The organism is Rhodococcus sp. FW305-130 (genome assembly GCF_058788335.1).
This window is the reverse complement of record NZ_JBYTAP010000006.1, coordinates 24,136-40,890: the sequence shown is the minus strand read 5'-3', so window position 1 is coordinate 40,890 and position 16,755 is coordinate 24,136. Positions and strand designations below refer to the sequence as shown.

Genomic DNA, 16,755 nt, shown 5'->3' with positions numbered 1-16,755 from the left:
TGCGAACATGTGTGACGCAAGGGTTTCGCGTCACGTGAAGGGCTGTGTGATCGCCACTGTAGACCCATTACGAGCGTGTAACCACACCGGTCAGTCCGCGTCTCGGGGGCACCGGGCAAGATCAAAAGATGCAGAACTCAGAATCGGCGACCGTTGCCGTCGTTCTCCCAGGTACAGGCTCTGACGCCCACTTCGCAGACCGCGCATTCCGGGCGCCGCTAGCGGCTCTGGGTGTGCGCATCGTCGCAATTGAACCGGACCCTCGGCGTGTCGTGGACGGCTATCTGGACGCGATGGACAGAGCCGCGGACACCCACGGCCGAATCATCGTCGGAGGCGTCTCGATCGGGGCCGCCGTGGCGCTCCAGTGGGCCGCCGAGAACCCCGATAGAACCGTTAGTGTGTTGGCAGCGCTTCCGGCCTGGATCGGGTCGGCGGACGGCGCACCCGCTGCAGCGAGCGCGAGGTTCACCGCAGCACAACTGCGCTCCGAAGGATTGGAGGCGGTGATCGCAGCGATGCTCGCGTCGAGTCCGGCGTGGCTCGGAGCCGAACTCGAGCGCTCCTGGCGCTCTCAATGGCCCGATCTCCCGGCCGCGCTCGACGAGGCGGCGTCGTACCACTCGCTCAGCGAGAGCGCGTTACAGGCGGTGGGCATTCCGGTCGGCATCGCTTCGGCGGTGGACGATCCGGTTCATCCCGCGGCAGTGGCGCAGGCCTGGGCGAATGCACTCCCCCGCGGCGCAGTCGCCACGACGACGCTCGACATGATCGGGCGCGACCCCACGGTTCTCGGGTCCACCTGCATCAAAGCGCTCGCGGCGATCGAATCCGATACCACCGCGAGCGCCTGAAAGAAAACCTGCTACTGACCCAATTGCTGCATGGCAGAACCGGATTCGCCGCTACGCGGCGGCGGGGTCGGTCGCGCTGGAGGTGACGGCGGAGCGGGCGGAGCTGACTGCTGTTGCTGCTGGGCGGCGACTTGTTGCTGCTGCGCTGTTGCCAACTGCTGCTCGTGTGCGGCCGCCAGCTGCTCGGCGAGTACCTGCGGGAGCACGACGGGCAGCGGTGTCCGCACCGGATGCGGCTCTGATCCTCGGTTGACGACGGTGTCGCGCAGGATGTCGCGTGCGATTGCCACCAAAGGGGTGTTCGCGGCGGTGGATCCGCTCGGACCCGCTACCACGCAGCGCACCATCCACCGCGGACCGTCGACGCCGATGAACCGCAGGTCCATGTTGGCCGTCACGGCAGCCAGTTCCCGGCCCCAAGGGCCGTTCTCGACGCTCACCGCAGAATTGTCGTCGCGAAGCGACTGCGCGAGCTCGGCAACGACCTCACGCCACTGACCGGGTGATTTCGGGGCGGCGTATGCAGCAACCGTGATGCGGCCATGTTCGGTGACCAGGTGCACGGCCTGCGGCGAACCGTTGGGTGCCATCTCGACCTGCAACTGTCCGCCGGTCGGCATCGGCACCAGAACGGAACCGAGATCCAGGCGCTGACCGTCACGGCCTGCCGTCGGATCGTCGGAATCGATCTCCGTGATGTCGTAGGGGCCTTCCGATTCGTCACCGAACTCGTCGCCGGCGACGTCGAGATCGTCTTCGACCTCGTCGATCTCCACCGACTCGTCGTTCTCGTCACCGAAGAAGCTGGTGGGTTCCTCGTCGACGTCTGTCTTCTTCTTGCGTCCGAACATGATTCAGACTCCCTCTCCGACGACCGCGCCAGGCGCATCGGTATCGAGTATCGCGTGACCGCCGCTGGAACCGTAGCCTCCGGTTCCTCTGGTCGTGTCGTCCAGCGACTCGACTTCCTCGAAAACCGGAAGTTCGACTCGTTGAACCACGAGCTGAGCGATTCGGTCACCGCGGCGGATGTCGATGGCTGTGGCCGGATCGAGATTGATCAAGCAGACCTTGAGTTCGCCCCGGTATCCCGCGTCCACGGTTCCGGGCGCGTTCACGATCGACAGTCCCGATTTTGCGGCAAGTCCGGAACGCGGATGGATCAACCCGACGGTGCCCACCGGCAAAGCGATCGCGATCCCCGTTCCGACCAGTGTTCGGTGGCCGGGTTCGATGGTGACATCGCTGGTGGAGCACAGATCCACACCCGCATCTCCGGGATGCGCACGCTGTGGAACGGGCAGGTCTGGATCCAGTCGCTTCAAGGCGATGGAGAGATGGTCGCTCACGTGGGCCAAGACTACTCGTAGCGACGGACTATCCTTGACAGGTGCCCGAAACATCTCGACCTGACGTCGCCACCACAACGCCCCCGTCCACGACGCTGTTCTCCGAGCGCCTGTGGGTGCCGATCTGGTGGTGGATCGCCGGGCTGGCCGTAGCCGGACTCCTCGCGGCCGAGGTCCACATGGGCCGCCCGGGGCTTCTCTCGTACCTGGCGTACGTCGTGCTGCTCCCCATCCCGATCTGGGCGGCATTCTGGCTCAGCCGGATGCGCGTCGAGGTGGTGGAGACAGCAGGGGTGAAAGAACTGCACGTGGGTCGAGCCCACCTGCCGGTCGAACTGATTTCGCGGGCGGCAGCAGTGCCGGCTTCCGCAAAGAGTGCGGCGATGGGGCGCCAACTCGATCCGTCGGCGTTCGTCCAACATCGCCCATGGGTCAAGACAATGGTGTTGATCGTGCTCGACGACCCGGAGGATCCCACGCCGTACTGGCTGGTGAGCACACGTCGTCCCGCTGATCTGCTGGCTGCGCTGGATCGCTGACCAGCGCGGTCACAGCAAAGCAGTACTTCCCGACCCTTGGTCGACCCGCGAGCTGACGGGTCGACCACCGGGAAGGGAGATCAGGCAGCGCAGTCCATGCATACGAGCTGTCCGTTGGCATCACTGGCCAGGCGGCTGCGGTGATGAACCAGGAAGCAGCTCGAACACGTGAACTCGTCTGCCTGCTTCGGAACAACTCGAACCGAGAGTTCCTCGCCGGAAAGGTCGGCACCCGGCAGCTCGAAGGACTCCGCGGTGTCCGTCTCGTCGATGTCGACGACGGCTGACTGCGCTTCGTTGCGTCGCGCCTTCAGCTCCTCGAGAGAGTCCTCCGAAACCTCGTCGGACTCTGTACGCCTCGGTGCGTCGTAGTCAGTTGCCATCTCGTCTACCCCATCCTCTTCGTGTATCCCGGTCCCGTGTGCGCCGAGAATCCGGTAGATCCTTGATGCGCATGGAAACCGCCGTGGCATCCAGATCATTCCCTGTCGCTGCATAACGCTGCAGGACTGGAATTAGTGCCCGGAAGTTCCTTCCGAGAACGTGATCTGCGCCTCATTTGGTTGTCATTTCGGCGTCCGGCCGATGCCCAGTTGAACGACCTGGGCCGCCAGACAGTAGCCGACGTGAGCACGAAAGTAGTAACCGAATCGGAAATTTCCGAAAAATGACTGCGAATTGTCACCAAGGCAAGAGCAAGCTGTGACCTTTCGGCGACATTTTCAGACCGGATCCGGGTAGAAACTGCCCGCTAGTTGCCCAACTACCGTTGGGCGATCGCCAGCGGCCCGACGCGTCGAGCCGCGCTTCGGCTGTGTCGTCACACAAGCCCTCTAAGGTAGGCACCGAACGTCATGCCGGCGCCGCTCGGCCCGATGGCGAAGTAGAAGTTTCGTCAAGAAAGTCGAGGGATACCGTGGTTTCTCTGATCACCGAAGGCAGCTCTACCGATGACCAGGGACGTCCGTTCCGCCGTCGGCGCGCGTGGCCGGTGATCGCCGTGTTCGCGGTACTCGCATTGATCGGCAGTGTCTTGTGGGTCCGCATCCTGAGCGCCGAGGCAGAAGTCAGTGACACCGTCGCCTGCAACCTCCCGCAGCCTTCCTCCGATCCCTCGGCAGCGGCGCCACTACCGCTGGGAACCGTCGTCGACCGTTCGAAGCTGCTCGACGTGGATCCCGCTCCCCTGGCGGCCACCAAGGTTCGTGTGTTCAACGCCAACGGCGAACACGGTCAGGCCGCCCAGGTGGCAGCGCAACTGAGCGAGTTCGGCTTCTCCAGCGCGCCGGACGTCCAGGTCGGAAACGACCCCGTCTACGTCGACCAGAACATGGAGTGCCAGGGTCAGATCCGCTTCGGAGCGAACGGCCTCGCCGCCGCCAGTTCCGTCTGGCTGGTCGCCCCCTGCGCCGAACTGGTCCAGGACGGCCGCGGCGACGACACCGTCGACCTGGCTCTCGGCACCTACAACAAGGGCGCCCTGACCCCCAACACCGACGCCACCGCGATCCTGCATGCTCTGGCCGAGCAGCCCGCAAACGCCGAAGTCGCTCCGATGGACATCGCACTGCTCAAAGCAGCGCGCACGGCGCGCTGCTGACAAACCGGGTTCGGCCTCAGCTCGGAATCGGCTGATCTGCGCCGATCGAACTGAGCATGTGCGCGAACTGCTCGGCGATCGCCGGAGCCACCGCACAGACGACATCGCCGTCGGCCGACGTGGAATTGGGCGCCGGGATTTTGATCACGGCGCCCGCTTCGGAAGCGATCAGGGAGCCCGCGGCCCAGTCCCACGGACTCAGCCCGTGCTCGAAGTGAGCGTCGACCCGGCCGGTGGCAACCATGCACAGATCCAAAGCAGCCGAACCTATGCGTCGGATGTCGCGAACCTGCGGCAGGATCTGCCCGATCAAGGTGCCCTGCACCTTTCGGCGATCCGCTCCGTAGCCGAAACCGGTGGCCAACAGAGCCATTGACAGTTCGGTCACCTCATTGGCGTGCAGTTCGCTGACGACGCCGTCGGCCGTGGCCATGGTTGCGCCGCCGCCCCGGTGCGCGGAATACGTTGTTTCCAGCGACACGTCGACGACAGCCCCGGCCACTGAGATCCCGTCGATCTGTACGGCCACCGAAATGGCGAACGCGGGGATTCCGTAGAGAAAATTCACCGTGCCGTCGATGGGATCGACAACCCATCGAACTCCCGCGGAATCGTCGGTGTCTCCGCCACCTTCCTCACCCAAGATCGAATCTGCAGGGCGCAATTGCGCCAGAAGGTCGCGAATCACCTGTTCGGTTTCGGTATCGACCACCGTGACGGGATCGGTCGGCGTGCTCTTTGCAGCAACCGAACCACCCTCGGAGGCACCGGAACCCACCAGGCCGAATACCTCGGGCCGACGCACGCGGACGTGTTCGGCTGCGCGTTCGGCGACGGCTACGGCAACTGCCCGCAATTGTGCGGGGTCCAGAGAATCGGCGGAAAAGTCGGGCAACGTTCTTTCTGAAGGGCGCACCGGACCATCGCAACACATCTCTACCGAGGGGCACCACTCGAACGCCTGGAGTCGCACGCGCCCGAGTCCTCGTTCGGGTTAGTGTTTGCAACGGTAGATCGTGACCTCGAATTCGACACTCAGGAGCGCAGGACGATGACAACCACAGGTTTCGGGATCGACGTCGGCGGCAGCGGCGTCAAGGGCGGCACGATCGACCTGAGCACCGGGGAAATGATCGGTGACCGCATCAAGATCCTGACCCCGCAGCCTTCGACTCCCGATGCGATCGCGGGCACTGTGGCCGAGATCGTCGAGCAGGCAAAGTGGACCGGGCCGGTCGGCATCACGTTGCCCGCTGTCGTGACCGGCGGCGTCGCGCGCAGCGCCGCGAACATCGACAAGTCCTGGATCGACACCGACGCGGCCGCGCTCTTCGGCAAGGCCCTGGGCGGGCGCGAAGTCACCGTCCTCAACGACGCCGACGCCGCCGGAATTGCCGAGGACTCGTTCGGAGCGGGCAAGGACACCTCCGGCGTCGTGATCCTCTTGACCTTCGGCACCGGAATCGGATCTGCCGTGTTGCACAACGGAGTTCTGTTGCCCAACACCGAGTTCGGCCACCTCGAGGTCGACGGCAAGGAAGCCGAGCATCGAGCGGCGTCGTCGGTGAAGGAAAAAAAGGACTGGAGCTACAAGGAGTGGGCGGTCGAGGTCTCCCGAGTTCTGACCACCTTCGAGAACCTGCTGTGGCCTGATCTCTTCATCGCCGGAGGCGGAATCAGCCGCAAGCACGAGAAGTGGATTCCGCACCTGACCAACCGCACGAAGGTCGTCCCCGCCACCCTCCTCAACACCGCGGGAATCGCCGGAGCTGCGCTCGCGTCGGTCGGACTGACCAGGCCGGCCCCCGTCGCCGGATGAGAAAACCTGCACGTGAAAAGCGGAAAATCTACCTGTTACGGCCCGCCGTGACGTAAGAGTTTCCTGAGAGTCGTTACAATGGTGAAGTCCGGCTGCGCGCCGGCCAACAACCATTGACCTCTCCGCCGGATCACCACTCTGGCGTGACGCCGCACGACACCGTCACGAAAGGGCGTACGTGGCAGCCACCGATACACGTCAGACTGCTGATTCTCCATCAGAGTCAGAGCCACAATCTCCAGCCGTGGAGGCGGCCACCGTCACCGCTCCGGCAGCCAAGAAGGCTCCGGCGAAAAAGGCTCCCGCCAAGAAGGCAGCAGCAAAGAAGGCTCCGGCCAAGAAAGCTCCGGCCAAGAAGGCAGCAGCTAAGAAGGCCAGCCCCAAGAAGGCCGGCGATCCTGATGCCGAAGACGGCGATGTCGAGTTGGAAGACATCGACATCACGGACGGCGACCTTGCCGAGGTCGAGTCCGATGTCGTCGAGGTCGTAGCAGTCGGCGAAGACGAAGAGACCGCTGCAGAGCCGTCCGAGAAGGACAAGGCTTCCGGCGACTTCGTCTGGGACGAGGAAGAGTCCGAGGCTCTCCGCCAGGCACGCAAGGACGCCGAACTGACGGCGTCCGCCGACTCGGTTCGCGCTTACCTCAAGCAGATCGGCAAGGTCGCACTCCTCAACGCCGAAGAGGAAGTCGAACTGGCCAAGCGCATCGAGGCCGGCCTCTACGCCGTGCAGATCATGCAGGATCTTGCTGACAAGGGCGAGAAGTTGCCTGCGGCTCAGCGACGCGACATGAGCTGGATCTGCCGCGACGGCAACCGCGCCAAGAACCACCTCCTCGAGGCCAACCTCCGCCTGGTCGTCTCGCTGGCCAAGCGCTACACGGGCCGCGGCATGGCGTTCCTGGACCTCATTCAGGAAGGCAACCTCGGTCTGATCCGTGCAGTCGAGAAGTTCGACTACACCAAGGGTTACAAGTTCTCGACCTACGCCACGTGGTGGATCCGACAGGCCATCACCCGTGCAATGGCCGACCAGGCTCGCACCATCCGCATCCCGGTGCACATGGTCGAGGTCATCAACAAGCTCGGCCGTATCCAGCGTGAGCTGCTCCAGGACCTGGGCCGTGAGCCCACGCCGGAAGAGCTTGCCAAGGAAATGGACATCACGCCGGAGAAGGTGCTGGAAATCCAGCAGTACGCGCGTGAGCCGATCTCTCTCGACCAGACCATCGGCGACGAGGGCGACAGCCAACTCGGTGACTTCATCGAGGACTCCGAAGCTGTTGTCGCAGTCGACGCCGTCTCGTTCACTTTGCTGCAGGATCAGCTGCAGTCGGTACTCGAGACGCTGTCCGAGCGCGAAGCCGGCGTGGTTCGCCTGCGCTTCGGCCTCACCGACGGCCAGCCGAGGACTTTAGACGAAATCGGACAGGTCTACGGCGTCACGCGTGAGCGTATCCGTCAGATCGAATCGAAGACGATGTCGAAGCTGCGCCACCCGTCGCGTTCGCAGGTTCTGCGCGACTACCTCGACTAGTCACACCAGCTATACGCAGAAGAGCCGCTCTCCGGATTTCCGGAGAGCGGCTCTTCTTCGTTTGCCGCCTCAGGCCAAGAGTGTGTCCCGGAGTTGTGCGATGTCCCCGTCGCTCAACTGCAGGCCGTCCCGGACGTAGTTGTCGAAGTTGCCGTACACCCGATCCACCGTGGCGAAAGACGTGTCCAGCCACGACTGTTCGACGCCGTCGATGAACGCACTCCCGGTGCGAGGTCCGGTGAGGTACTGGTTGCTGAGCATGTAGTCGGCGTTCACGTCGGCGCGGCTCACGCCGAGGAGGGTCAGAAGAACCGCAGTCATCCAGCCGGTACGGTCCTTGCCCGCCGAGCAGTGGTAGAGGACTGCACCCTCGGTGTTCGCGACGTTCACCAGAGCATCGTGGAATGCGCGGCTCGCCCCCGGATCGGTCGCCATCAACGCGTACATCGTGGGCATGTCCACCAGGGCCGGGAGGTTGGCGGGGTTGGTTCCGATGACGTCGAACCAGTTGGTTCGTGCCCCGTTCGGAATGCGGTCCTGCGAGAGCGTCCGTTCGACGACCGTGCGGAAGTCGTCCACCGATTCCACTCCGCGTTCGCTCAACGACGCGAGATCCGACGGCGTCAGCTTGTCGAGGGCATTCGAGCGAAACACCTTCCCCCACCGAACGGTCCGCCCCTCCTCGGTGACGTAGCCGCCGATGTCACGCGCGTTCGACGCACCCTCGAGATGCAGCGATCGGTCTGCGGCAACCTGCGCAGCTGCAGGTCCGGCTTGTTCGAGCGCGGGTATTCCCCCGGCGAGCGCCGGCACCGGACCGCACGAGAGGATCACCGCGCACAGGACTGTCGCGGCGGGACGGGCGATTCTGTTCGACATCCGGACAGAATAGGGCCGCAATCAGGACTTCGTACGAACCTTGATGTACAACGAGGCAACCGGTTCGATAACTCTTGCCGCCACTGGACCGATGACCGCCATCAGGAGCACGTAAGCCGTTGCCAATGCCGCCAGTTCGGCGTCGACCGCACCCGCGGACACCGCCAGCCCGGCGATGATGATGGAGAACTCACCGCGGGCGATCAGGGCGGCACCGGCGCGCGCTTGACCCATTCGCGCGACACCCTGACGTCTGGCCGCCCAGGCGCCGGTGATCAGCTTCGTGATCGCGGTGACGACGGCCAGGATCGCAGCCCACCCGAGGACGGGCGGAATGGAACTGGGATCGGTGTTGAGACCGAAGACCACGAAGAACATTGCAGCGAACAGATCTCGAAGGGGCTCGAGCACGCGACTGGCATTGTGCGCCGTCGACCCCGAGATCGCGATCCCGAGGAGGAACGCGCCCACAGCCGCCGACACCTGCATCGCCGAACTGATGCCGGCAACCAACAGTGCGGCACCGAGCAGCTTGAGCAGGAGCGTCTCACTGTCGGGACTGTCGAGGAGCGCGGAGACGTACCGCCCGTATCGCAGGGCCACAACAAGAACCACGGTGATGACCAACAACGAGATCCCGACCGCTTCGAGCCCGCCCATGAAGCTGACGCCCGCAAGCATCGCGGTCAGAATCGGCAGATACAGCGCCATCGCCAGGTCTTCGAACACCAGAATCGACAGCACGACCGGTGTTTCGCGGTTACCGAGGCGCCCCAGGTCGCTGAGCACCTTGGCGATGATTCCCGAAGACGAGATGTAGGTGACGCCGGCCATGACCGTCGCCCCCACGACGCCCCAGCCGAGAATCAAGCCGACCACCGCGCCGGGAGTCGCGTTGAGGACGATGTCGACGATGCCCGCTACGCGTGAGCGTTTGAGACCGGTCACGAGCTCGGCCGCGGTGTATTCGAGCCCCAACAGCAACAAGAGCAGGACGATCCCGATCTCACTTGCCAGATGGGAGAACTCGCCGATGTCTCCGAGTTGGATGAAACCGCCCTGTCCGAAGCACAGGCCGCCGATCAGGTAGAACGGGATCGGCGACATCCCCACGCGAGCAGCGAGCCGTCCGAGCAGTCCGAGCGCGAAGAAGACCGCGCCGAGTTCGATCAGTGCGAGGGTGGTTGTGTCCACGCGCCAGTCAGCCGTTGGCCAAGATTTTTGCCGCTGCGGCCAAACCGTCCGGCGTTCCGACTGCTACGAGAAGATCTCCCCCGGTGAAGGTGAAGTCGGGGTTCGGGGACGGGCTGACCTGTCCGGCACGCATGACGGCGACGATGGAGACTCCGGTACGCGTGCGCATGCCGGTGTCCCCGAGGGTCTGCCCGTCGTAGCGCGAACCGTCCTTGATGTAGAGCTGTTTGGTTCGAATGCCCGGAAGGTCACGGTGCTCTTCTTCGAGCTGCGCAACGAGCTGTGGGGCACCCAGGAGATTGCTGAGCGCTGCCGCTTCCTCGGTGGTCAGAGGCAGCGAGGCAGCACACGCGTCAGGGTCGTCTGCCTTGGACACGATGAGGTCGGTATGACCGTCCCGATGGGTGACGACACCCACGCGACGACCGGAAGACAGAACAAAATCCTTGCGCGTCCCGATCCCCGGTAGTGGGGTGACTTCTACGTTCATATACCAACGGTAGCGCCGATCGGCGACCTGCATCGCGTGAGGGCCACAATCCGCCGGGAGCACTTCGCGGCGAGCGAACCGGCGACCTACCGAACCGGCGAAAACACGCCGTTCTCGTCCGGAAGATACTCGACGACAGCGGTGACGGCTGCGACCGGAATCGGGGCGTACAGATGCGGGAATCGCATCGATTCCGGGTCAGAAGGGACGCCCGGTTCGTACTTGACCTGACCACCGAGCAGGGCCGGATCGATGGCGAGAAGGACTATGTCATCGCGGCCGGCGAAGATCCGATTCGCCGGGAGATGAACTTGCGCCGGAGTCGACATGTGAACAAATCCCTCCGCCTCGAATCCGTCGGGGATACGTTCGCCGTGCTGTTGTGCCCGCGCCCATTCCTCGCGCGTGCACATGTGGAGCAACTCGACGCTCTCGTCGACAAGTGGTTCGCGTCCCGGGTTCATCCGCCCAGAATATCGGGCTGAGGTCGGCGATTCGAATCAGCTGTCAGCGAACAATCTTCACCCGAGAATGCCTGTCCAGCGCATTTCCAGTGAGACACAACACTAAGAAACGCCTTCGGGAACAACCCGTAAACCCCAAACGTCTGTAAGAGTGGATCTACCGCGCCATTCCGACGCGGCGGACCAGGCCCCAGGCACGCGGCCCGAATGCCGCAAAGCCAGTACGGAGGAGTCATGCCCGGAACACTGACCAGCCCACAGTTGACCGCTGCCGACCGGTGCGACCGGTGCGGTGCCGGAGCACGCGTACGCGCCGTGCTTCCCACCGGCGGCGAGCTTCTCTTCTGCGGACACCACGCAACCGAACACGCGGATCGACTTCGCGAGATGAATGCCGTCGTCTCCGAAAGCGAACCCGCAATCTGACCTGTCAGCCGGGGGTGGCCTCTTCACGAGGCGCGCCATGAACGCCAGAACGGGCGATCACATTCACTGTGATCGCCCGTTCTGCCGTTCCGGGGCCGCAAGCACGCGAAGCGTGCGGGACCGGTATCGGCTGCTACCAGCTGCGTAGGATCGCGATGCGCTCGGTCAGCTGATCGACAGTCGCGATGGCCGTCGGCGGGCCTCCGCACACTCGGCGAAGTTCCGCGTGAATGATGCCGTGTGGTTTGCCGGTGCGGTGAACGTTCATCGCCACCAACCCGTTCAGCTCCTTGCGGAGCGCTCCGAGCTGATCTGCCGTGGCCGCTCGATCGGATACCACTGCCGCCGTGGGTTGCGGTGCGGCGGCCTTGGCCGAGTTGGCCTCGACCTGTGTCTGCTGGCGTTGACGCAGCAATGCCCGCATCTGATCGGCGTCGAGTAGGCCGGGGAGACCGAGGTAGTCGGCTTCCTCGTCACTTCCGGCGAATGTCGCGGTACCGAAGGACGATCCGTCGTAGATCACCTGGTCGAGTTCGGCATCGGCGCCCAGGGACGTGAACGCCTTCTCCTCCTCGCCGAGCTCGTCCTTCTGCTTGTTCGCATCGGCGAGCAGGTCGTCTTCGAGGCCGTCCTTCTCACGATGCGGCTTGCCGAGTACGTGGTCACGCTGAGCCTCGAGCTGTGCAGCAAGGTCGAGAAGCACCGGCACCGACGGCAGGAAGACGCTGGCAGTTTCGCCCTTACGACGCGAACGCACGAAGCGCCCGATCGCCTGAGCGAAGTACAGCGGGGTCGACGCGCTGGTCGCGTACACACCGACCGCCAGACGGGGAACGTCGACGCCCTCGGACACCATGCGGACCGCGACCATCCATTTCTGGTCGCTCGCACCGAATTCGGCGATTCGCTTGGACGCGGTGGGGTCGTCGGACAGCACGACGGCCGGCTGTTCGCCGGTGATCGCTGTCAACGCCTTCGCGTACTCGCGGGCCACTGTCTGGTCCGTCGCGATGACAAGTCCGCCCGCATCGGGCATACCCGTACTGCGCAGCTGCGCCAAACGGGTGTCTGCTGCTTGCAGCACGGCAGGAATCCAGTCGCCGGCAGGGTCCAAGGCCGTACGCCATGCCCGAGTCGTCTGCTCGGCGCTCAGCGGCTCGCCGAGCCGAGCGGTGAATTCCTCGCCGGCGTTGTTTCGCCACCGTGCCTCGCCCGAGTAGGCGAGAAACACGACGGGGCGAACCACGCCGTCCTTGAGGGCATCCGAATATCCGTAGGAGTGATCGGCTTTCGAGCGGAGCAGACCTTCCTTGTCCGGCTCGTACTCGACAAAAGGAATGGCACTGTCGTCACTGCGGAACGGAGTTCCGGTCAGTGCGAGACGCCTGGTCGCGTCGCCGAACGCCTCACGAATGGCGTCGCCCCAGCTCTTGGCGTCGCCGCCGTGGTGGATCTCGTCGAGGATGACCAGCGTCTTGCGGCCCTCGGTGCGCACACGGTGCTTCGACGGGTGCGAGGCAACCTGGGCGTAGGTCAGCACGACGCCGTGATAGTCACTCGAGGTCTGGCCGGTCGAGTTGGAGAACCGCGAGTCCAATGCCAGGCCGGATCGCTGAGCGGACTCCGCCCACTGGTGCTTGAGGTGCTCGGTCGGCGCCACGACGGTTATCTGGTCGACCGTCCGGTCACGGAGCAATTCCGAAGCTACCCGCAGAGCAAAGGTGGTCTTACCTGCTCCCGGCGTTGCGACCGCCAGAAAGTCACGCGGACTGCTGGAAAGGTACTTGGTCAGTGCACGGCGCTGCCATGCACGAAGGGAACCGGTAGGGGCGCCAGGTTGGGTTCCCGCGGATTGAGCTCCGGCGGGTTCGGGCGAATTGCCGAACTCGGCTGCCACGGTCTCAGACGTCATAGGCCGCGCCTCCACTGGAATCGCACTGTTGTCTCGCGCTCCTCGAATTTTCATCAATGTCCGGCGACGAGCCTAGCCGCCGCCACCGACGAAAGCCGCACTCGAAGCGCGTACTCATGGCCGTTCTCACTCCGGCCGGCGAGGTTTCGCTGCTCTCGCATCCTGCCGACCTGCACGCGAATTGTCTCAGAAATGTGCGACACGTCGGCGCCATGGTTGGGCAACCGGGTGTGTCGTCAGGGATGCTGGAGACATCATGAGTGAAGCGCGAGGCGAGAAGTCGAGCGGAAGTGATCTGCACCACCGCAGATGGCATCCGCTACGCCGCACCGGGCAGTTGATCGGTCGCACACTGAGCAAGGCCTGGGACGATTCCATCTTCGGAAAGGCGGCTACGGCCGCGTTCTGGCAAACGCTGTCACTGGCTCCCCTGCTTCTGGGCCTTCTCGGAATGATCGGCTACATCGGTGGGTGGTTCGGACCCAACACCGTCGAGATCATCGAATCCAAGATCGTCACGTTCAGCGGAACGATCTTCAGCGAAAGCGTCGTCGACCAGATCATCCGCCCGACGGTGACGGACGTCCTTCAGCGCGGACGACCGGAGATCATCTCGGTGGGCTTCCTGCTCTCCCTGTGGGCGGGATCATCGGCGATCAGTACGTTCGTCGACTCGATCGTGGAAGCACATGGTCAGCAGGATGCGCGCAATCCCATCTGGCAGCGCATCTTCGCCCTGCTGCTCTACGTGATGTTCCTGGTGATGGCGGTATTCATCCTGCCGCTGGTAGCTCTCGGACCGACGCTCGTCGGGCGAGCACTGCCGGCCTCCTGGTACGTGGTCGGCTCGAATCTGGTCGACACGTTCTACTACCCCGCTGTCGGTCTGCTGGTGATCATCGGCCTCACGACGCTCTACAAAGTCGCTCTACCGAAGTCGCTGCCGTGGCATCGGCTGCTCGCGGGCGCGCTGGTCGCCGGTGTGTTCTTCATGGCCGCCAGTACCGGATTGCGCTGGTACCTGGGATTTGTCACCAGCACCGGCTACACGTACGGCGCACTGGCAACGCCGATCGCATTTCTGCTCTTCACGTTCTTCCTCGGTTTCGCCGTCGTCCTCGGCGCCGAGTTCAACGCGACGGTTCAGGAGTTCTGGCCGGCTCGTGCCACTCGGATGGAGCAGATGCGAGAGTGGCTTGCGGCTCAGAACACCGACGACGAGACCGGTCCGGTCACCAACCTGACCTGGCACCTGGCCACCAGCCCGATCCGCATCTCGGGCGACAAAGCGGATCCGGCCACGGTCCCCTCGTACGGGCGGCCCCGCAGCAGACAAACAGAGTCGCGCCAGAACTCGTGCGTCGACCAAGATCCCTGCGATGAACCGCAGGCAGACGCGAAGAGCCCGGCGGCCGACTGCGTCGAGGCTGTCGATCCGCCGAGCTCCGGAAGTACTCCCGCGCGCGTGACCCGAGGTCAGTCGCCCTTACGGAGCCCTTCGTAAATCTTCTTGCAGTCCGGGCACACCGGTGATCCCGGCTTGGCGGACTTCGTCACGGGAAACACCTCGCCGCACAGCGCGACGACATGGGTTCCCATGACGGCGCTCTCGGCGATCTTGTTCTTCTTCACGTAGTGGAAGAACTTCGGGGTGTCGTCGTCGGTCGTTTCGTCGGTGGAGACGTCGGGACGTTCCTTGGTTTGAGTGCTCACCCCTCCAATAATGCCGTCTCCGTCACAGCGGTGCGACCCACGGGTCGTGTGCAATTGTCGGCCGAGAGTGGAACAGTGGAGTCATGGCACGAAATGGCGCGTTCGGCAGGTCCGACGAGGCCGGGACTCCCGATAATCCCGTACTGATCACCGAAGCGCAGAAGTCCGTCGAAGAACAGCACAAAGCCCGAGTGCGCAAGTACATGATCATCATGTCCTTCCGGTTCCCGGCGTTGATCCTCGCGGCGATCGCGTACGGCATCTGGGCCAACGCCTGGATCTCGATGCTCATCATCGGTGCATCCATTCCGCTTCCCTGGATCGCCGTCCTGATCGCCAACGACCGACCACCGCGCACCAAGGACGAACCGAGCCGATACGACGGACGAAAGAAGACCGCAGGCGAGATCGAATCCGCGACGCACCACACCATCGAAGGCTGACAAGTTCCGCCTGCGAGAATGACGGGGTGAGAAGCGAAACGCTCCTGTCCATCACCCCTGCGCTGCGTGAGGCTCTGCTTCGCAATCGATTCGACACGGGAACCATGCTCGAGGCATTGGGTCCCGAAGTTCACGCCGCTCTCGGCCGAAGTGAGCCGGTGCCCGTGCGCCGCGCCACCCGAGAACTCGGGGACCTGGGCGTTCTCATCAGACTGTTCCTTCTCGCCGATGATTGCCCAGCAGGCGACGTCGCCGCGGCGTTGACTCCGCTGACAATTGCGCAGTGCGTCGACGCCGGCCTGCTCGAAGGTGACAACTTCGACAGTGAGAATCCGCTCGTGCGGGCCGCGGTCGATCTTCGCCCCATCGACGTCGGCGACGGCGACCGTTGGGTGATCTCGGATCTCGACGGCGGAATCCGTCCCAAGAAGGCCACGGCCGATCACGTGCTGGGCGTCGGACATGCGTCACTGTCCTTGCTGCAGGCCACGCCCACCGCGAAGGTCGGCAGCGTGCTCGACCTCGGTACGGGATGCGGCATCCAAGCCCTGCACGCGAACACATACGCCGATTCGGTCACCGCAACCGACATCAATCAACGCGCCGTCGACCTCACGGCCGCAACCATGGCGCTCAACGGGCTGGACGTCGAACTGCTTCAAGGGTCCTGGTTCGAACCCGTCGAGGGTCGAACCTTCGACCAGGTGGTCGCCAATCCCCCGTTTGTCGTCGGCGAGGCACGCGTCCATCACACGTACCGCGATTCCGGCCTCGATCTCGACGGTGCGAGCGAATTGATGATCTCGCGCTCGATTGACTATCTGAACCCCGGCGGCACGGCAGCACTGTTGGCCTCGTGGGTGCACATCGAAGGACAGGACTGGCGTTCGCGGATCGCGTCGTGGCTGCCGGCGCACGGCGTCGACGCCTGGGTGGTGCAGCGCGACGTGGCGGACCCAGCTCTGTACGTCGGCACGTGGCTCAAGGACGGCGGGCAGGATCCGCGAGATCCGGAATCGGCATCGAGAGCTAACGCCTGGCTGGATCACCTCGAAGAAGCCGATGTCGAGGGCGTCGGCTTCGGTTTCGTGTTCCTTCGCCGCACCGACTCCCCCACCGACCTGATGGCCGAGGACCTCATGCACGGCTTCTCGGACCCGCTCGGGGCAGAGGCGCTCGCTTACTTCGACCGTCTTGCCTGGTTGCGTGAACACGACGTCCTCGAGGAGCGATTCGTCCTCGATCCGGACACGGCTCTCGAACGCGTCTACCTCCCCGGCGACGAGGGATGGCAGCAAGTGGTCACGCGTGTGCACCGCGGCAACGGACCGCACTGGCAGCACGAGATCGACGAGCTCGGTGCTGCGCTGCTGGCCGGGCTCCGAGCGGACGGACTGGTGGTCGACGAACTGGTCGAACTTCTCGCCGCGGCGAACGGCGAAGACCCGGACCAGCTACGTGAGGCCGTCGTCACATTGCTGGTCTCGCTTGTCCGGCACGGGTTGGTGCTTCCCGTCACGAACTGAGTTCCCGGTG

The 16,755-nt window shown here is 64.1% G+C and carries 19 protein-coding genes; 9 read left to right on the top strand and 10 right to left on the bottom strand.

Annotated features, from left to right (window positions below; all coding sequences use genetic code 11):
- Positions 1-128: 128 nt before the first annotated feature.
- The gene (locus tag AC3WQS_RS19360) at positions 129-854 is read left to right on the top strand and encodes an alpha/beta fold hydrolase (RefSeq protein WP_046378492.1); all 726 of its coding nucleotides are present in this window, start codon (positions 129-131) and stop codon (positions 852-854) included.
- Between the two features lie 11 nt (positions 855-865).
- Here AC3WQS_RS19360 and AC3WQS_RS19355 read toward each other — a convergent pair whose 3' ends face one another.
- Both AC3WQS_RS19355 and dut read right to left on the bottom strand, forming a co-directional pair.
- A complete protein-coding gene (locus AC3WQS_RS19355; protein ID WP_080910837.1) occupies positions 866-1,705 on the bottom strand; it encodes a DUF3710 domain-containing protein in 840 nt (279 codons plus the stop codon).
- A gap of 3 nt (positions 1,706-1,708) precedes the next feature.
- Positions 1,709-2,203 (bottom strand): dUTP diphosphatase, encoded by a 495-nt coding sequence (gene dut / locus AC3WQS_RS19350; protein ID WP_003942635.1) that lies wholly within the window; start codon positions 2,201-2,203, stop codon positions 1,709-1,711.
- A gap of 41 nt (positions 2,204-2,244) precedes the next feature.
- Between dut and AC3WQS_RS19345 the strand changes: the two genes are divergently transcribed.
- Entirely contained in the window at positions 2,245-2,742 is a 498-nt protein-coding gene (locus AC3WQS_RS19345; RefSeq protein WP_019748248.1) for a DUF3093 domain-containing protein, read from the top strand.
- 80 nt (positions 2,743-2,822) lie between these two features.
- On the opposite strand, the gene AC3WQS_RS19340 is transcribed toward AC3WQS_RS19345, so the two are convergent.
- Positions 2,823-3,125: a DUF4193 domain-containing protein gene (locus tag AC3WQS_RS19340; protein WP_003942593.1), complete on the bottom strand. Its 303-nt coding sequence runs from the start codon at positions 3,123-3,125 to the stop codon at positions 2,823-2,825.
- A 533-nt stretch (positions 3,126-3,658) separates the two neighbouring features.
- Here AC3WQS_RS19340 and cei point away from each other — a divergent pair.
- Positions 3,659-4,342 (top strand): envelope integrity protein Cei, encoded by a 684-nt coding sequence (gene cei / locus AC3WQS_RS19335; RefSeq protein WP_003942618.1) that lies wholly within the window; start codon positions 3,659-3,661, stop codon positions 4,340-4,342.
- Between the two features lie 16 nt (positions 4,343-4,358).
- Here the strand turns inward: cei and AC3WQS_RS19330 are convergent, their stop codons facing one another.
- Positions 4,359-5,237, bottom strand: coding sequence for an inositol monophosphatase family protein (locus AC3WQS_RS19330; RefSeq protein ID WP_279218991.1), 879 nt, complete (start codon positions 5,235-5,237; stop codon positions 4,359-4,361).
- A 156-nt stretch (positions 5,238-5,393) separates the two neighbouring features.
- Between AC3WQS_RS19330 and ppgK the strand changes: the two genes are divergently transcribed.
- Together ppgK and AC3WQS_RS19320 are read left to right on the top strand one after the other, a co-directional pair.
- A complete protein-coding gene (gene ppgK, locus AC3WQS_RS19325) occupies positions 5,394-6,161 on the top strand; it encodes a polyphosphate--glucose phosphotransferase (protein ID WP_007732834.1) in 768 nt (255 codons plus the stop codon).
- Between the two features lie 112 nt (positions 6,162-6,273).
- Complete coding sequence (locus AC3WQS_RS19320; RefSeq protein WP_370333980.1) at positions 6,274-7,698, top strand: RNA polymerase sigma factor; 1,425 nt, start codon at positions 6,274-6,276, stop codon at positions 7,696-7,698.
- Between the two features lie 69 nt (positions 7,699-7,767).
- Here AC3WQS_RS19320 and AC3WQS_RS19315 read toward each other — a convergent pair whose 3' ends face one another.
- The 4 genes from AC3WQS_RS19315 to AC3WQS_RS19300 form a co-directional block, all read right to left on the bottom strand.
- Entirely contained in the window at positions 7,768-8,577 is an 810-nt protein-coding gene (locus tag AC3WQS_RS19315) for a tyrosine-protein phosphatase (RefSeq protein WP_047888402.1), read from the bottom strand.
- 21 nt (positions 8,578-8,598) lie between these two features.
- Positions 8,599-9,771, bottom strand: coding sequence for a cation:proton antiporter (locus AC3WQS_RS19310; RefSeq protein ID WP_003943778.1), 1,173 nt, complete (start codon positions 9,769-9,771; stop codon positions 8,599-8,601).
- Positions 9,772-9,778: 7 nt separating this feature from the next.
- Positions 9,779-10,261, bottom strand: coding sequence for a cation:proton antiporter regulatory subunit (locus AC3WQS_RS19305; RefSeq protein ID WP_021344116.1), 483 nt, complete (start codon positions 10,259-10,261; stop codon positions 9,779-9,781).
- A gap of 86 nt (positions 10,262-10,347) precedes the next feature.
- Positions 10,348-10,725, bottom strand: coding sequence for a DUF952 domain-containing protein (locus AC3WQS_RS19300; protein WP_020969495.1), 378 nt, complete (start codon positions 10,723-10,725; stop codon positions 10,348-10,350).
- Positions 10,726-10,959: 234 nt separating this feature from the next.
- Between AC3WQS_RS19300 and AC3WQS_RS19295 the strand changes: the two genes are divergently transcribed.
- Complete coding sequence (locus AC3WQS_RS19295; protein WP_003942643.1) at positions 10,960-11,151, top strand: DUF7455 domain-containing protein; 192 nt, start codon at positions 10,960-10,962, stop codon at positions 11,149-11,151.
- 133 nt (positions 11,152-11,284) lie between these two features.
- On the opposite strand, the gene AC3WQS_RS19290 is transcribed toward AC3WQS_RS19295, so the two are convergent.
- Complete coding sequence (locus AC3WQS_RS19290; protein ID WP_020907558.1) at positions 11,285-13,063, bottom strand: DEAD/DEAH box helicase; 1,779 nt, start codon at positions 13,061-13,063, stop codon at positions 11,285-11,287.
- A gap of 256 nt (positions 13,064-13,319) precedes the next feature.
- On the opposite strand from AC3WQS_RS19290, the gene AC3WQS_RS19285 reads away from it, so the two are divergent.
- Complete coding sequence (locus AC3WQS_RS19285) at positions 13,320-14,567, top strand: YihY/virulence factor BrkB family protein (protein WP_021344113.1); 1,248 nt, start codon at positions 13,320-13,322, stop codon at positions 14,565-14,567.
- Here AC3WQS_RS19285 and AC3WQS_RS19280 read toward each other — a convergent pair.
- The gene (locus AC3WQS_RS19280; protein WP_003942602.1) at positions 14,540-14,776 is read right to left on the bottom strand and encodes a DUF3039 domain-containing protein; all 237 of its coding nucleotides are present in this window, start codon (positions 14,774-14,776) and stop codon (positions 14,540-14,542) included. The two genes, AC3WQS_RS19285 and AC3WQS_RS19280, sit on opposite strands and share 28 nt — an antisense overlap.
- An 83-nt stretch (positions 14,777-14,859) precedes the next feature.
- On the opposite strand from AC3WQS_RS19280, the gene AC3WQS_RS19275 reads away from it, so the two are divergent.
- A complete protein-coding gene (locus AC3WQS_RS19275) occupies positions 14,860-15,219 on the top strand; it encodes a DUF3099 domain-containing protein (protein WP_019748237.1) in 360 nt (119 codons plus the stop codon).
- 26 nt (positions 15,220-15,245) lie between these two features.
- Complete coding sequence (locus tag AC3WQS_RS19270; RefSeq protein ID WP_070385146.1) at positions 15,246-16,745, top strand: DUF7782 domain-containing protein; 1,500 nt, start codon at positions 15,246-15,248, stop codon at positions 16,743-16,745.
- Positions 16,746-16,755: the final 10 nt, after the last annotated feature.

Excerpts from the sequence above, each read along its gene's own strand:
- AC3WQS_RS19355 (WP_080910837.1), bottom strand. The coding sequence starts at position 1,705 with ATGTTCGGACGCAAGAAGAAGACAGACGTCGACGAGGAACCCACCAGC.
- ppgK (WP_007732834.1), top strand. The coding sequence starts at position 5,394 with ATGACAACCACAGGTTTCGGGATCGACGTCGGCGGCAGCGGCGTCAAG.
- AC3WQS_RS19340 (WP_003942593.1), bottom strand. The coding sequence starts at position 3,125 with ATGGCAACTGACTACGACGCACCGAGGCGTACAGAGTCCGACGAGGTT.
- AC3WQS_RS19275 (WP_019748237.1), top strand. The coding sequence starts at position 14,860 with ATGGCACGAAATGGCGCGTTCGGCAGGTCCGACGAGGCCGGGACTCCC.
- AC3WQS_RS19290 (WP_020907558.1), bottom strand. The coding sequence starts at position 13,063 with ATGACGTCTGAGACCGTGGCAGCCGAGTTCGGCAATTCGCCCGAACCC.
- AC3WQS_RS19360 (WP_046378492.1), top strand. The coding sequence starts at position 129 with ATGCAGAACTCAGAATCGGCGACCGTTGCCGTCGTTCTCCCAGGTACA.
- AC3WQS_RS19300 (WP_020969495.1), bottom strand. The coding sequence starts at position 10,725 with ATGAACCCGGGACGCGAACCACTTGTCGACGAGAGCGTCGAGTTGCTC.
- AC3WQS_RS19305 (WP_021344116.1), bottom strand. The coding sequence starts at position 10,261 with ATGAACGTAGAAGTCACCCCACTACCGGGGATCGGGACGCGCAAGGAT.
- AC3WQS_RS19285 (WP_021344113.1), top strand. The coding sequence starts at position 13,320 with ATGAGTGAAGCGCGAGGCGAGAAGTCGAGCGGAAGTGATCTGCACCAC.
- AC3WQS_RS19295 (WP_003942643.1), top strand. The coding sequence starts at position 10,960 with ATGCCCGGAACACTGACCAGCCCACAGTTGACCGCTGCCGACCGGTGC.
- AC3WQS_RS19315 (WP_047888402.1), bottom strand. The coding sequence starts at position 8,577 with ATGTCGAACAGAATCGCCCGTCCCGCCGCGACAGTCCTGTGCGCGGTG.